Origin of the sequence: Bradyrhizobium elkanii WSM2783 (assembly GCF_000472865.1) — a bacterium.
Taxonomy (GTDB): Bacteria; Pseudomonadota; Alphaproteobacteria; order Rhizobiales; family Xanthobacteraceae; genus Bradyrhizobium; species Bradyrhizobium elkanii_A.
The window spans coordinates 305,740-319,316 of the sequence record NZ_AXAP01000001.1 but is presented as its reverse complement, the minus strand read 5'-3'; the positions used below and the strand labels follow the sequence as shown (position 1 = coordinate 319,316).

15 protein-coding genes are annotated in these 13,577 nt (G+C 60.2%); 7 read left to right on the top strand and 8 right to left on the bottom strand.

The window, feature by feature from the left end; translation table 11 throughout:
• Position 1: 1 nt before the first annotated feature.
• The 4 genes from YY7_RS0101530 to YY7_RS0101515 form a co-directional block, all read right to left on the bottom strand.
• Positions 2 to 1,642, bottom strand: coding sequence for a Na+/H+ antiporter (locus YY7_RS0101530; protein WP_028161685.1), 1,641 nt, complete (start codon positions 1,640 to 1,642; stop codon positions 2 to 4).
• Positions 1,643 to 1,849: 207 nt separating this feature from the next.
• Entirely contained in the window at positions 1,850 to 2,452 is a 603-nt protein-coding gene (locus YY7_RS0101525) for a hypothetical protein (RefSeq protein ID WP_028161684.1), read from the bottom strand.
• Between the two features lie 110 nt (positions 2,453 to 2,562).
• On the bottom strand, positions 2,563 to 2,790 hold the full coding sequence (locus tag YY7_RS0101520; protein WP_028161683.1) for a hypothetical protein: 228 nt from the start codon (positions 2,788 to 2,790) through the stop codon (positions 2,563 to 2,565).
• Positions 2,791 to 2,855: 65 nt separating this feature from the next.
• The gene (locus YY7_RS0101515; protein WP_028161682.1) at positions 2,856 to 3,689 is read right to left on the bottom strand and encodes a hypothetical protein; all 834 of its coding nucleotides are present in this window, start codon (positions 3,687 to 3,689) and stop codon (positions 2,856 to 2,858) included.
• 337 nt (positions 3,690 to 4,026) lie between these two features.
• On the opposite strand from YY7_RS0101515, the gene YY7_RS0101510 reads away from it, so the two are divergent.
• Positions 4,027 to 5,169 carry a DUF3047 domain-containing protein gene (locus YY7_RS0101510; protein ID WP_245287146.1) on the top strand — a complete coding sequence of 381 codons (1,143 nt, stop codon included), beginning with the start codon at positions 4,027 to 4,029 and terminating at the stop codon, positions 5,167 to 5,169.
• 469 nt (positions 5,170 to 5,638) lie between these two features.
• Positions 5,639 to 7,312 (top strand): methionine--tRNA ligase, encoded by a 1,674-nt coding sequence (gene metG / locus YY7_RS0101505; RefSeq protein WP_028161680.1) that lies wholly within the window; start codon positions 5,639 to 5,641, stop codon positions 7,310 to 7,312.
• A gap of 94 nt (positions 7,313 to 7,406) precedes the next feature.
• On the opposite strand, the gene YY7_RS0101500 is transcribed toward metG, so the two are convergent.
• Positions 7,407 to 7,991 carry a TetR/AcrR family transcriptional regulator gene (locus YY7_RS0101500; protein WP_028161679.1) on the bottom strand — a complete coding sequence of 195 codons (585 nt, stop codon included), beginning with the start codon at positions 7,989 to 7,991 and terminating at the stop codon, positions 7,407 to 7,409.
• Between the two features lie 121 nt (positions 7,992 to 8,112).
• On the opposite strand from YY7_RS0101500, the gene YY7_RS0101495 reads away from it, so the two are divergent.
• Positions 8,113 to 8,700, top strand: coding sequence for a DUF308 domain-containing protein (locus YY7_RS0101495; protein WP_028161678.1), 588 nt, complete (start codon positions 8,113 to 8,115; stop codon positions 8,698 to 8,700).
• A 162-nt stretch (positions 8,701 to 8,862) separates the two neighbouring features.
• Here YY7_RS0101495 and YY7_RS0101490 read toward each other — a convergent pair whose 3' ends face one another.
• Positions 8,863 to 9,246 (bottom strand): hypothetical protein, encoded by a 384-nt coding sequence (locus tag YY7_RS0101490; protein WP_028161677.1) that lies wholly within the window; start codon positions 9,244 to 9,246, stop codon positions 8,863 to 8,865.
• Between the two features lie 515 nt (positions 9,247 to 9,761).
• Between YY7_RS0101490 and YY7_RS0101485 the strand changes: the two genes are divergently transcribed.
• The 4 genes from YY7_RS0101485 to YY7_RS0101470 all read left to right on the top strand — a co-directional run bounded on the left by YY7_RS0101485 (position 9,762) and on the right by YY7_RS0101470 (position 12,393).
• A complete protein-coding gene (locus YY7_RS0101485; protein ID WP_028161676.1) occupies positions 9,762 to 9,998 on the top strand; it encodes an HGGxSTG domain-containing protein in 237 nt (78 codons plus the stop codon).
• 472 nt (positions 9,999 to 10,470) lie between these two features.
• Positions 10,471 to 11,130, top strand: a complete 660-nt coding sequence (locus YY7_RS0101480; protein WP_028161675.1) for an outer membrane protein — start codon at positions 10,471 to 10,473, stop codon at positions 11,128 to 11,130.
• A gap of 310 nt (positions 11,131 to 11,440) precedes the next feature.
• A complete protein-coding gene (locus YY7_RS0101475; RefSeq protein ID WP_028161674.1) occupies positions 11,441 to 12,010 on the top strand; it encodes a hypothetical protein in 570 nt (189 codons plus the stop codon).
• Positions 12,011 to 12,126: 116 nt separating this feature from the next.
• Positions 12,127 to 12,393, top strand: coding sequence for an HGGxSTG domain-containing protein (locus tag YY7_RS0101470; RefSeq protein WP_028161673.1), 267 nt, complete (start codon positions 12,127 to 12,129; stop codon positions 12,391 to 12,393).
• Positions 12,394 to 12,418: 25 nt separating this feature from the next.
• On the opposite strand, the gene YY7_RS64955 is transcribed toward YY7_RS0101470, so the two are convergent.
• Complete coding sequence (locus YY7_RS64955) at positions 12,419 to 12,721, bottom strand: RES domain-containing protein (RefSeq protein ID WP_433994483.1); 303 nt, start codon at positions 12,719 to 12,721, stop codon at positions 12,419 to 12,421.
• Positions 12,722 to 12,773: 52 nt separating this feature from the next.
• Complete coding sequence (locus tag YY7_RS0101465; RefSeq protein ID WP_028161672.1) at positions 12,774 to 13,523, bottom strand: hypothetical protein; 750 nt, start codon at positions 13,521 to 13,523, stop codon at positions 12,774 to 12,776.
• Positions 13,524 to 13,577 lie beyond the last annotated feature (54 nt).

Here is a 13,577-nt window from a genome sequence, read left to right as displayed (position 1 = left end):
CTCAAGCTGTCGGGAAGCGGGATTCCAGGAGATCGACTTCCCTGACCAGCTTGCGGGCAATCTCGTCCGAGAGCTGCCGGCTACGCGCGATGCGATACAGTTCGGCCCGTTCGGCGCGGAGTCCGATAAGACGGAGGCGGCGTTCGACGTCGTCGATTTTCTGCGCTAGTTCGGCTTCCTGCCCGACCTTGGAACGCCCGTCGATACGCTGGCGATATAGCGCCATGATGCGAACGCCGGCATCGGTATAGAGATCGGCGTCGATTTGCCCTTCACCCATGTCGTGCTGGGCCTGCTCGATCGCCCGGATCGCGGCTTCCGCCGCAGCGATGCGCGCGCGATCTTCTTCGGCCTGATGCGATGGCTCGGGTGGAAGCTCCAGATCCCTCAGCAAGAACGGCAGCGTCATGCTGGCAGCGACCAAAGATACGATGATGACGCCTGCGGCGAGAAAGATCGCGAGATCGCGTGCCGGAAACGGCGAACCATCGTTCATCGTCAACGGCAGTGTCAGCACGCCTGCAAGAGTAATGGCGCCGCGCACCCCGGCAATCGAGGTCGCCGCGATCAGGCGCCAGCTCGGAATATAGGGCTTCTCGCCCTTCAGATGCGCGCGAAACAACGTAAATCGTAGGGACGTCCAGACCCAGACGAACCGCAATGCAGCCAGAGCGAGATTGATCGCGACCACGTAGACGAGGAGCCAGAGCGGCGCATGATGCCCGGTCTCCTGGACCACTCTCGCCGCGCCATCGAAGAGCTGCGGGAGCTGTTCGCCAAGCAGGACGAAGATCACGCCGTTCGCGGTGAATTGCACCAGGTCCCAGACGGCACTGCGGCGAATGCGGGTCGCAGGTAATGCCTGCCCGCTCTGCTCGACGTAGCTCATGGTGATCCCGGCGGCGACGGCTGCAAGAATGCCCGAACAATGCACGTATTCGGCCAGGAGATAGGCGCCGAACGGAATCAGTAAACTGATCAGGATCTGCGAGCCCGTCTCTTCGCCAAAATGGCGCGAGACCCAATTCTTCGCGACGGTCACCGCCCATGTCACAACGACGCCGATGGCGATGCCACCGGTCGCAAGCCAAAGGAACGTTCCGAACGCGGCGAAAGCCGAAAACGAACCGGTCAGAGCTGCAGCAACGGCAAACCGCATACAGACCAGGCCCGATGCGTCGTTGAGCAACGATTCTCCCTCGAGGATGTGCATAAGCCGGCGGGGAATTGGTATGCGCGCGGCGATCGCGGAAACGGCAATCGGATCGGTGGGGGAGATGACTGCGGCGAGCGCGAAAGCGACGGCGAGAGGCATCGCCGGAATGATCCAATTGATGAAATATCCGACACCGACGACCGTGAATACGACGAGGCCGAACGCCAACTCCAGGATCGTCCCCTTGTCGCGAAATAGTCCTTCCTTGGGGATGCGCCAGCCGTCCAGAAACAGCAGTGGAGGCAGGAACAGCAGGAAGAAAATGTCCGGTTTCAATTGGACGCCGAGGTCGGCCACGGCAGCAATCAGCACGCCGATGACGATCTGAACGAGCGGCAGGGGAAGCGATATCGGCAACATGCGGGCAACTCCGCCGCTGACGACCACCGCCAGCAGCAGAATCAAAGCAACGGTAACGGTCTCCACGCTCTCTCTCGCATGCGTAATGTCCGGGATTTACCGGGCATCATAGCGACGCCACCCGAATCATTCCACCATCCATCCCGCGCCCCACCTCCACCCGGGTCTGTCCTCGCGTTCCAATTACAGGTATGGCAATTTACTATCTCGGTCCTCGGGTTCTGGATGAACTTCCTGATGAACGGTCGGCGGGCCGACCACCGCCGGTGTTTATTATGGCTTGGCGCCGATCTTGATATGGATCGCGTCGGCGCTTTCCTGATGATCCGGGACCTGTTTCGCGATTGCGGTCAATCCCTCGTTGCGCATGGCGTGCAGAAGGACAGCGGCTGGCTTGCCAGCCGCTCCCCAATCCGAGTGTCGCGATTCGGCGATCTGCACTTCGACGCCTTTGAACACGACGATCCCGGCCGCCGGCTTTCCCGGCGGGATATATCCAGAGCCTTGTGCAACCGCCTGTCTCTTCCAGCCGGCGGCATCAAGCGCCTTTCCGACATCTTCCATCAAGGCAACAGCTTCGGGGTCAAGCTCGACCGAGAAATCGAACGGAGTGCCACGAAATTCCTTGAGGGCATTGGCAATCCGCTGTTGGGATGCGGGGCCGAACGTCCGCGGGCTGTCGGCCCAATATGCCAGAGCGACGCCGACCAGGACGAGAGCGGCAAATGTGATCGCCAGTCCTCGCTCCCAGGCGCCTTTCGAAATCCCGAGAACCAGAAGAGCAACCTCACCGCTCAACCCTATCAGAAGCAGGATCTCCCCGATCTCCTTCACCCAGCTGAAGAGGACCAGGGAAAACGCGGCGGTATTTAACATCAAGCTCTCCAAGTCGCAGGCTGGCAGGCGGCTTGGGGGACCGCATCACTCGTAACTGCGGATTCGACATGCGAAGGTCTGGACCTAAGCAACGGGAGATTAATAAGTCGCTAGCGGTCAGGGCGCGCATCGGCTGCGGAGCGGTATCCGGAAACGATCCCGACCCCAGGCAAGGCCTGAAACGTCACGCTCGCCTGGAACGGAGCGTCGTCGATTGGTTCGATATCGACATTCGCAATGTTGCGGCCATAGACCGCGCGCCACAGCGCAAGGCGCTTGGTTTCCGGAAACTCATCAGTCGACACAGTGAGCGGCGCAAGCCGTCCCGAATCGTTCATTTCAACCCCATCATCGGCAAGACGCGCTTTCAACTCGAGCACATGAAGTTTGTGGCAGGAGGTTTTTAGACTACGGCTGCAATTTTCGGGAAAAGGCGATTGAGCGCATCTCTGTCAACGCCATCTGCGCCTTGCCACCAGATGACTGGATAGCTCCAGTCATTCTTGTGACCGGGAGGCCGGTCTCTAAGCTCACCTGGCGTAAATGCCTGCAAAAAACCGCACCGGCCAGCCGGTTTGAGGACGCCGCAATACCCGAGAATTTGGATGAGCACGCGCCGCTCCGAGCCGTTCGACTTGATCACCTTGCTGATGCGCTTCTCCAGCTCATTCGGCTTCGCTTTCGGTGTCAAGCCAGACGCTATTTCGACGATTCGGGCGAGGATCGAATAGTCCTCCTGTGTCGGCGCGGCCAAACTGGCTTTTTCGAATTGCGTTAGGTCGAACCAGCAATACAGTGGATGGACATGACGAACGCCGCCCCACTTCCATCTCTCGAAACTCAGGACGTTGAGGTCTTCGACGGAATGGCCGTAAAGGCCACAGAGACGACAATACAGCCGGCCGCTCGGCACTTGGCCACGAGCCTGTTCGACGAGTTGATGAGCTGGGAAGTGTGCGGCGAAGGAGAAGCTGCCCAGCGCTGAGCGCAACTCAAGCCGACGTGTGCTGAGGCTTGCCAGAAAGGCGTCTGTTACCTGTTCTATACTCACGCGGTTACGAACAGTGAGCAGCCCTGCGATGATGTCGTCATGGGTCACCGTGACGGGATCGAACATGTAACCGGCTTGCCGAGCGTATTCGAAATCCGCGGAGTCGATCGATCTGTCTCGCTTCCAACCCTTTGGCGACCAATAGGTGTCAAGAAGTATTTGAAGGGCCTTCTTGTCACGCGACACATCCGCCTCCTACATCTCCAGAACACAATGCCCTATCCGCAAATAGCACGGCTGGGCAATGACCACGTTCACTGCGTTGCGGAGACAAGAGACGAAACTTTGTCAGTCCGTCCACGCCGACCCGCTCCGTCACCTCGGGTAATATTCCCGGCGATCGTCGGGCAACCATCCCGAGCCCACCCTTCCCCCTCTGAGCTATTGCCGCGCGTGCAGGATCTCCGCGCCACAACCACGCGAAAGAATAGCCAGGGAGGAACATATGTGCACATTGCCTCACCATGCCGGCTGCTCTCACGGTGCAGGCGGACTCAATCGGCGTTACATGCTGAAAAGGCTCATGGCCCTAGGCCTGACGGCTCCGCTCGCGACGCTCGTCCTCGATCGCAGGGCCATGGGGGCCACTAGCTTTCTCGACCGCGCGGAGCTCATCGACGGCATGACGGCGCTCATCGCCAGGGCCAAATCCCCCGAGCTCCGCGAGGCCCGCGTCTTCGATCTCTCCGGCAGCGAGTTACCGTGGAAGGACCTCGGGATCGCCCTCGCCAAGGGGCAGCAAGTGACGTTCCTGCTCGGCGGCCGCGTGTGGCTCGCCCGCGAACAGGATCTGTGGGTCGAGCCTGGCGTTGCGTTTCACGTACGCACCCGGGGCGCCCGCCTCATGTTCAATCCGATGAGCAACACCGGGACGATGACGGCCGCCGCCGACGGCCCCCTCGAAATGGCGCGATCGCTCGTCGAGTTCAAGGATGCGGATGGCGAATTGGCGGTGCCGAAGGACGAGTACGCCAAGGCGGACGCGCACATCTACGGCGTGGCGCTGGTCTGGCGCGGCAACGCGCTCGCCGGCCTGACGAGCCTGCTCAGCCACGGCGACGTCGACGGCATCGTTGCCGCGGAACTGGCGCGGCTCCAGTCGCCCCGCAAGCTGCCCGCGGGCTGGCACAACTTCTTCATGCTGGGCGGCGGCCCGATCATCTTCAATGATATCGGCAATGGCGCGATTGCCGTCGAGCCGCTGAAGAACGCCGGCATTCTGCAGCGCCCCGTCGGCATCGAACTGAAGCCGCAGACCAAACTGAGCTGGCGCTGGATCGTTGAGGAGCTGCCGTCGCGGCTGCCGGAAAACCAGCTCACCTCGCACGACTACCTGTCCATCGCCGCGGAGTTCGACGACGGCCAGGACCTCACCTACTTCTGGAGTTCGAGCCTGCCGATCGGCACCGCGTTCCGCTGCCCGATTCCGCGCTGGACGCCGCTCGAGTCGCACATGGCGGTCCGCAGCGGTTTCGCCGATCTCGGCAAGTGGGTCAGCGACGAGCGCGACATCTACGCGGACTACAAGGAGCACATCGGCGGCCCTGCCAGAACCGTCGTCAACATCTGGCTGCTGGGCGTCTCTCTCTTCCAGCGCCGCAGCGGCTCGTGCCGCTTCGCCGACATGCAGATCTCCCAACCGGGCGCCGGAGCCCTGAAGCTTTGAGACAACGCGGGAGTGAACCGGTTCAATCGGCTCGCCGCTAGCAGTTCTTAGGACGTGGAAAAGCGCTTAAGGCCTGAGGCTCGACCAGCAGGCCCTGTCGTTCGAGCGGCAGGGCGTCCTGCTGAAGCGCACGACGACGGCATATCGGGCACTGTTCGCGTGAGCAGGGCATCGCCCGCCGGCAGAAACTCGAGATCATCGAGGCCAACGCAGTGCAGGCATGCCGGGCCGATCGGTCAAGCGTCGCCGCTTGCGCAGGAAAAGATTCGAAATTATATGGTCGCTAAGATACAAGGTAGCACATGACCTTCCTCTTCGCGAAATTCGAGATGCGAATGCCCGTCCCGCAGGAGATTTGCTGGAGGGATTAAGCGCGCACACGCGCCGTTCGGACGAAGCGGACCCGAGCCCTCCCATCCTGCGGAGGGCTTTTTAGTATCCGCGTCCTCTCGGCCACACGGAGTGCGTCATGACGAAGTATCTGATAACAAGCGCGTTACCCTACATAAACGGCGTCAAGCATCTCGGGAATCTCGCGGGTTCGCTGCTCCCCGCGGACGTCCACGCCAGATTCAGACGACAGACCGGCGCGGATGTTCTCTTCATCTGCGGCACCGACGAACACGGCACGCCGGCGGAACTCGCCGCGGCGGAAGCACGCTGCGATGTCGCCTCCTACTGCGAGCGTCAGCATTTCGTTCAGCGCGACCTCTATCGTCGACTTCATCTGTCCTTCGACCACTTCGGAAGGTCGTCGTCGCGCCGCAATCATTCCTTGACGCAGCACTTTTTCTCGCAACTCGATAGGAACGGCTTCATCGAGGAGCGCACGCTCAATCAGCTGTTCAGCGCGACGGACGATCGCTTCCTGCCCGATCGTTACGTCGTCGGCACCTGCCCGCATTGCGGATCGAGCCGCGCTCGCGGCGATCAATGCGAAGTCTGCGCGCGACAGCTCGATCCGACGGATCTGATCGCGCCGCGCTCGGCGATATCCGGCGCCACCGATCTGGAGGTGCGCCAGACACGCCATCTTTTTCTCCGACAAACCACCATTGAAGCCGATCTACGCGAATGGCTATCCTCGCGCTCGGGCTGGCCGCCGTTGGTGACTTCGATCGCCAACAAGTGGTTGGACGAAGGCATCCGCGATCGCTGCATCACCCGGGATCTTTCATGGGGAATACCGGTCCCGAAACCGGGCTACGACGGGAAGGTCTTCTACGTTTGGTTCGATGCACCGATCGCGTACATCGCAGCGACTCAGGAGTGGTCGGATGCCGACCCCGAGCGGAGGGATTGGAGATCGTGGTGGCTGGACGCGTCGGACGTTCGATATGTGCAATTCCTGGGAAAGGACAACATACCGTTTCATGCCGTCAGCTTCCCTTGCACCCTGCTGGGGTCCCGCGAGCCCTGGACCACCGTCGACGTTATCAAGGGCGTGAACTGGCTGAACTATGAGGGCGGCAAGTTCTCGACCAGTTCGGGTCGCGGCATCTTTCTCGATCAGGCACTTGAATTGCTGCCGGCGGACCGATGGCGATGGTGGCTGACGGCCAACGCGCCGGAAACATCCGACGTCGATTTTTCATTCTCCCGGTTCGCGACTGACGTCGATCACGATCTTGCCGACACGTTCGGCAACTTCGTGCAGCGCGTCTTGAGCTTCGTGGTCTCGCGATACGACGGCGTGGTCCCAGGCGGCGTTTCCGATCCGGTCGATGGCGAACTCGCCGCCCGGATCGAGGCCTTGGTCGGTCAGTTGCGCGAGCGCCAGGAAGCTCTGGCCCTGCGGGGCACCGCGGATGCCGTACGCACGATATGGAAGACGGCGAACGCCTACCTCGTCGCAAAAGCACCCTGGTCGCTTATCGCTTCAGATCCGGACGAGGCCGCTTCGGTGATTAGAACCGCCGTGAATCTCATCGGCATTTGCGCGCGCGCCGCCTGGCCGATCGTTCCGGATGCTGCGGAAAAGGCGCTCGAAGCGATCGGCGACTTGGAAGCGGTGCCAGCGTTCCCCTCGACGGATCACCTGACCCGAATTCCGGCCGGTCGCCGGATTAGCCATCCCGGACCACTGTTCGCGAAGCTCGGGGCCGAGTGGGCAGCTTCGCAGCGTCGGAAATTCGGCGGATAGAGCGTGCGCGATCGGGCGGCTTTACCCCCGGTCCACGCAGTGCGCCCTAGTGAATGCTAAGCAGCCGCTTCGTCGCGAGAGCTCAAACCGGCTCTCACTGTCTGTTACAAAGTCGATCGATCAGCCGATCGGTGACATCGCCGAATATCTTGGGATCGTCATAGGCACGCGCCGACAGCATTGCTCCGTGAACGGTCGCCATGAAGGCCTCCGCTTCAATTCGGGGAGCATCAGTCAGCGCAAATCTTCCCTCTCGCTGGCCACGCGCGAGGACCGAGGTCAGCCAAGCTGAGAGCGCCCGGAAATGGGCTCTTACTTCGAGGGCCACTTCCGCCGGGAGAACGGGAAGCTCGCTCGCCAAGAGTGCGCACACACAGAATGGCGCGCTGGCGTCTCTGATGCAGGCCGCCCAATAACCCGTATAGCTCCGAAGCAGCTCGAGCGGATCGGAAGTCTGTCGTTCCAGGTGCGCGATACCGGCGACGGCCTCCTCCCGATATTGAGCGATCAGCGTACGCACCAAATCCGCTTTGGTCGGGAAATGATGATGAATGCTTGGCTTGCGAATGCCGACAACCTCCGCAATGTCGGCGTAGCTGAAGCCGTTGTAGCCCCCGGCTATGATCAGGGTCCGCGCGCAAGCAAGGATGTCGTCTGCGGTGGTGGATAGGTTACTCATGCTTGGCATAGCTACCTTCTAGTTGGTAGAGTGTCAATCGCCGAAAGCGGTTGGTTTGCGGCTATTGACACCGCCGCTATTCTACCTACTAGTAGGAAGGCAAATAATGGAGTTATCAAACATGCAAAGTCAACGATCGCAAGTTCCGACCGTCTCGGCGTCCGGTTGGTTGAAGGGATATTACTATGTTCGCGCGGCCTTTTCGCTGATCTGGGTAGCTCTCGCCTTCACCCTTGGACGCCACGTTCCGCAAGTCGCTGCGGTCATGTTGATTGTCTACCCGGCTTGGGACGCGGCTGCGAACTATGTGGATGCGGCGAGCAACGGCGGCCTCGTCGGCAACCCGAGCCAGACGCTCAATCTCGTGGTCAGTACACTCACGATGTTCGGTGTCGCCGCCGCGCTTACGCAAAGCATGAACGCCGTTCTGGCCGTCTTCGGTGTGTGGGCCGTTCTGTCCGGCGCATTCCAACTCGCGACGGGCGTCCGCCGCTGGAAATCCTATGGAGCACAATGGGCGATGATTCTGAGCGGCGCGCAATCCGCCCTGGCTGGAGTGTTCTTCATTCACGCAGCGGGCGGCGCGAAGGTGCCGAGCATCGCCGACATCGCACCCTACGCTGCCTTTGGCGCCTTCTACTTCCTAATTTCGGCGATCTGGCTGACGGTAAGGGACGCTCGTCGCGGAACGATCCATACCGCCGCGTAGGGACGGTCGCCCTAACGGGAAACGAAGCGTTGCTCGACGCGTAGCGGGCAGCGCGCCGAGTAGGCGTCGGCTCATGGGTTTGTTTTCGAGGAGCGGATGCCCGTCGAAAAAAGGCTTTATCGGTCAGCCTTGGGGCCGCGCATGGCGCTGTACCGCGCCGAGTCACGGCCGGTGATGGCGGCGGCCATGATGATGCAGGAATGCGCCGGGCGCAAAATCATAAGAGCCGTAGCGGCCGCCGCAGTAAGAGACGCCGCCGCCGGCCGACGCACACGCGCCCTTCAACACGGGCCAGTCGGGAGACAAGCTGGCAGCAGGCGTTGGCCTACCTCCATTTAGAACGTCCAGATTGGGATAATTGAACGCGAACGCGCCCGGCTCCTGGATGGCGGCCCTTATGGTCCCGTTGGGATTGTAGTCGCTCCTCGGATTATACCCGGAGTCGCGTAGATTTTTGATATACAGGGCGCGGTCTTGCGCGAATGCCGGCGTCGCTGCGGTCGCGGACAGCAGCACGGCCGTTGCAATAGCTTTGAATGAAATCATTGTCGTTTTCTCCTGTATCGACCGGTCGCAGATCCGCGCGCGGACAAGACAATGCGGTCACGCTTCGTGAGGCGAGCGTGAGGTCCAAACGCGAGCGACCGGCTTGCAGCATCCGATGCGGATGCCTTCGGCCTTGACCTAGGGAGAGATCGGCCTGTTCCGTTTAAATTCCGCTTCCGAAGCTCAACTCAGCTTGAAACGCGCGTTACCGAGTCAATCGCCTGTAGTCCGTAGAAAGCGGATTGCCGCGCGACAGGACGTCGTGACGAAATCGATCCCTGGCGCACTGGTCATCTGACTGCCCTCGATTACTGTGTAAAGCGAGGCACGTCTATGAGCTGTCTCACTCCTCGTTTTTTCGTGATGTTTGCTTGTTGCCGTGCCGCGGCCAATTCCGGCCCCGACGTGTCAGGGCGGCAACAATAACGCTTACTGCGGTGGATGAGTCTTCTGTTGGCCCCTCTCGGGCTTCAAGCAATGATCGTTTCTGCGATCACATCAGAAATACCGGCCCGATGCTGGCGAGCCCGCGTTGTGGCGCCAAGACCCGCAGCAGTGGCGTGTGCCGCTCGCCGGCGGTGCACGGCAAAAAACGCTGCCGCATGCACGGCGGCGCCCACCGATCCGGCGCGCCAAGGGCAAACCAAAACGCGCGCAAGCACGGCCTGTTCACCAGGGATGCGATCGCCGAGCGAAGGCAGATACGGGCGTTGTTGGGTGAGGCGCGGAAGCTGCTGGAGGAGATGAAGTGACTTGCAGGCGACGATTCATCATCGCGCCTTCCACTGGATCCGCTTTGAACCCTGCCGACATATCGGTAGGGTCTCTTCGTCATTGGGATTGGAAGCGGTAGGGCGCACCGGCTCCGCCGCAATCGCACGCGCGATCTCCCAGCCACGGCCTGTCCGGATGGTCCTCGCATACCCGGCTGCAGCTAATCGCACCTGGCGGAACTGAATCACGAGAACAGTTCCTTCACGCGCCTGAAGCGCGGGTGCGTCAGATCTTAACCTCAGTGTGGGCCCGCTTCAGGCGCCATTCAGCGGATAGTCCGATCGTCCGAGCGCGTTTAAGCGTACAACGAGCTTCTCGGCTTCCTCTGTCAGGTATGATGCAACAGCGCCACACTTCAGGTGATTTGTCAAAAGTCGGGTGGTTCCGATTGTCGAAAATGCGTTGGGCGCGTTAGCCCGTGCAAGTTAGAGCTTGCTAGTGGAGAAACGTATGAAACGCGCTCTTTTGACTTCCGCCGCACTGCTTATGTTGGCGGGTACTGCTTCGGCCGCTGATCTTGCTGCCCGTCCCTACACGAAGGCCCCGCCCCCCGCGGTCGCTCCGGTCTACAACTGGACCGGATTCTATATCGGTGGTCACATTGGTGGAGCCTTCGGTGGTGACAGCAACGTCCTCGATCCGAGCTTCGGGAACAACGACGACGGCACGTTCATGGGTGGTGGACAGGTTGGCTTTGACTATCAGTTCTCGCCGAACTGGGTATTCGGCCTCGAAGCCAACTATAGTTTTCTCGACACCAACAGCAGCTTCGCCAATCGTGGCCTCGGCTCGGTGACCGGCCGTCTAGGCTATACCTGGGGACCGGCTTTGCTGTACGTCAAAGGCGGTTACGCTTGGGCTGACACGCGCTTCACCAATGGCTTCAACGGCGACAATGATCGCAACGGCTACACCGTCGGTGCCGGCCTCGAATACATGTTCGCCCAGAACTGGTCGGCCAAGCTCGAATACCAGTACTATGACTTCGGCAACGTCGATGTGTTCTTGGCGGGGTTGCCGGTCGGCAGCTTCCGCAACGACGAACACACCGTCAAGGCGGGCCTGAACTACCGCTTCAATTTGGGCGGCCCCGGCCTCGTGACGTACTAACCCGAGCGACAGCTCGAAGGCAAAAGGTCGGCATCTGCCGGCCTTTTGTTTTGCGGCGAATGAGGCGAGGGCGCCAAGGCCTCGCCCCCTGAGACCGGCCCCGTTATAGCGTTCGGATAGCGGAGCTTTTTATTGCGCCTTGATTTTTTCGTGCAGCCACAGCGGCGGCGCCTGTTCGAACTGGAATGAGAAGGCTGGGTTATCGATTCCCGGCTTTCAACGGAACCTTGAGGCTCAGATCGCGTTGCAGGGTGCTGCCCCCGCGATCTTCTGCTGGTTTTCTTCATCGCTCGATATTGAGGTGATCAGGATGTCCGCCGATATCCTTCCGGCATCCGCCTTCCAGAATCCCGCCGTCGCTCTCTCAGGGGTGATCGACTACAGCATGTATGTCAGCTTCCGCCAGCAATTCGACAATGCGGCAGGCCAGCATCTCGTCGTGATCGAACTTTCGACCCTTGGCGGCGATCCGGAGGTAGCGCGCATGATGGGCGAGGACATCCGCTATGCGAGCGAGATGGAGCCGGCGCGGCGTTTGGTATTCCTCGGCAAGGCTGCGATCTACTCAGCCGGGACGACCTTTATGAGTTTCTTCGCCCGCGAGAATCGCTATCTGACCCGCGGCTCCCGCCTCATGATCCACGAGCGCAAACTGACGCGGACCCTGAATATCGACGGGCCGCTCACCGTGTGCCTTGCCAACGTGCAGGCGATCATCAACGAAATTCAGTGCTCGATCGATATCCAGAACGAGGGGTTTCAGAACCTCATCAGCGGTTCGAGCGTGACGTTTGAGGAAGTCATCCGGCGCGCCCCATCGAACTGGTACGTCGAGGCGAACGAGGCGCTGAAGCTCGGGCTAATCGCGGGGGTGTTATGACGCAAGCGACGAGAGCAGGTGATGCATCGGCCGGCATCCGCGGCGCGGAAGGCGTCGAAGGCCCTCGGCTCCAAGCGAGGACAAACTTCCGCTGATGCCAAGCGAGACGCACAGGCATGAGCAATCACATCAGAAATACCGCCCCGATGCTGGCGAGCCCACGTTGTGGCGCCAAAACCCGTTGCGGCGGCGCGTGCCGCTCGCGGGCGGTACACGGCAAGAAGCGCTGCCGCGTGCACGGCGGCGCACAGGGATCCGGCGCGCCAAGGGCAAACCAGAACGCGCGCAAGCACGGCCTGTTCACCAGGGATGCGATCGCCGAGCGAAGGCAGGTTCGGGAGTTGTTGGAGGAGGCGCGGAAGCTGTTGGAGGGGATGAAGTGATTCTGTTTTTCGCGTGCCACAGTCATCATCGTGGCGATGAATCGGGGACCACCATTGCCGACCAGCTTTGCAAAGACGCAATTGATTTGAGATCGTCAGCGGGGGCAAGGATCACCCAATTGCCGCCGCTCGGTCGCTTAGTTGATCCGTAACGAATGGCGTCGAATCCGGCGGCTGGGGCGCAGTCTGCAACGAACCGGGAGAAGATATATTCGCGTCGGACCCATCCTTCCCTCGAGTGCGGGGCCGACAAGAGCGCCAACTGGGCAAGCGCTTGAAGCAGCAAGAGCGCGGCGTCTCCCGGTACCCCCTGATCCTTAAGCGCGATGCAACGATGAGCGCTCGTGAAGAACGCGCGTTCTCCGTTCTCGCTGGGGTTATCACAACGGAGGAGGAGCCGCCCTGTTGACAGTTAAAGGGAGGTCTTGCCTGAAGGAAATTTGGAATTCTTGCACATATCCTAATGCTGGCGGATCAAAAGCCAACTGTTCGGGATTTTGTAATCCCTGGTCCTTCGAATTGGCCAATATTTTGATGCGGTCGGTCCTGATAGACGGCGACCATTCTGAATAAAATCCAGAGACCCCTTTCAAACGGACAGCTCCACTCGTCGCCACTGGGAGCTTCACGAGAGTCATGACCTGGTCGAATTTTTCCGGCGATAGGTAAATGTATATTTGAACCGAGTCAGGTTGAGTTACATCCTGAAAGTCCCAGTCAGATGTGTAGCTCGGACTTCCCCAGAGACGACAGGACTCCCGTACATCACCCGCCGCTTTGTAAATGAATAAGCCAAAATGCTCTATCCGACGCTGAGTGCCGAACAACGAATATAGACCAGCCTTTCTCATCTCCATCGAAGGACGCAGCTTTCCATGCAGAGCTTCTGCGATCTCAACTGTTTGATTTCGAGAATTCTCCTCGTCCAGCATGTCCCCACCTGCCTTGATCTCAACTCCGTAGGTGGAAGTTAATTCAACCACTTCAAAGTTCAGCCCCCATTCCCACGGAATCTGATCTCCGCCAATCTGTTTTCCGTTCTCATCGAATTCTTTGATCGACCAAGAGTACAAACTCTTATGCTCCCGCTCGGTACTGAGCACGACCCGATTGTCTATGTGATATTCCATGAGAATTGCCTGTTAGATGTCAAAGCTGCGATCGTTCAATTGAAAGGACTTGCT

Bases quoted from the DNA above. Each gene is read 5' to 3' on its own strand.
- YY7_RS0101525 (WP_028161684.1), bottom strand. From the start codon at position 2,452: ATGTTAAATACCGCCGCGTTTTCCCTGGTCCTCTTCAGCTGGGTGAAG.
- YY7_RS0101480 (WP_028161675.1), top strand. From the start codon at position 10,471: ATGAAACGCGCTCTTTTGACTTCCGCCGCACTGCTTATGTTGGCGGGT.
- YY7_RS0101470 (WP_028161673.1), top strand. From the start codon at position 12,127: ATGAGCAATCACATCAGAAATACCGCCCCGATGCTGGCGAGCCCACGT.
- YY7_RS0101475 (WP_028161674.1), top strand. From the start codon at position 11,441: ATGTCCGCCGATATCCTTCCGGCATCCGCCTTCCAGAATCCCGCCGTC.
- metG (WP_028161680.1), top strand. From the start codon at position 5,639: ATGACGAAGTATCTGATAACAAGCGCGTTACCCTACATAAACGGCGTC.
- YY7_RS0101510 (WP_245287146.1), top strand. From the start codon at position 4,027: ATGGCCCTAGGCCTGACGGCTCCGCTCGCGACGCTCGTCCTCGATCGC.
- YY7_RS0101495 (WP_028161678.1), top strand. From the start codon at position 8,113: ATGCAAAGTCAACGATCGCAAGTTCCGACCGTCTCGGCGTCCGGTTGG.
- YY7_RS0101465 (WP_028161672.1), bottom strand. From the start codon at position 13,523: ATGGAATATCACATAGACAATCGGGTCGTGCTCAGTACCGAGCGGGAG.
- YY7_RS0101490 (WP_028161677.1), bottom strand. From the start codon at position 9,246: ATGATTTCATTCAAAGCTATTGCAACGGCCGTGCTGCTGTCCGCGACC.
- YY7_RS0101500 (WP_028161679.1), bottom strand. From the start codon at position 7,991: ATGAGTAACCTATCCACCACCGCAGACGACATCCTTGCTTGCGCGCGG.
- YY7_RS0101520 (WP_028161683.1), bottom strand. From the start codon at position 2,790: ATGAACGATTCGGGACGGCTTGCGCCGCTCACTGTGTCGACTGATGAG.
- YY7_RS0101485 (WP_028161676.1), top strand. From the start codon at position 9,762: ATGCTGGCGAGCCCGCGTTGTGGCGCCAAGACCCGCAGCAGTGGCGTG.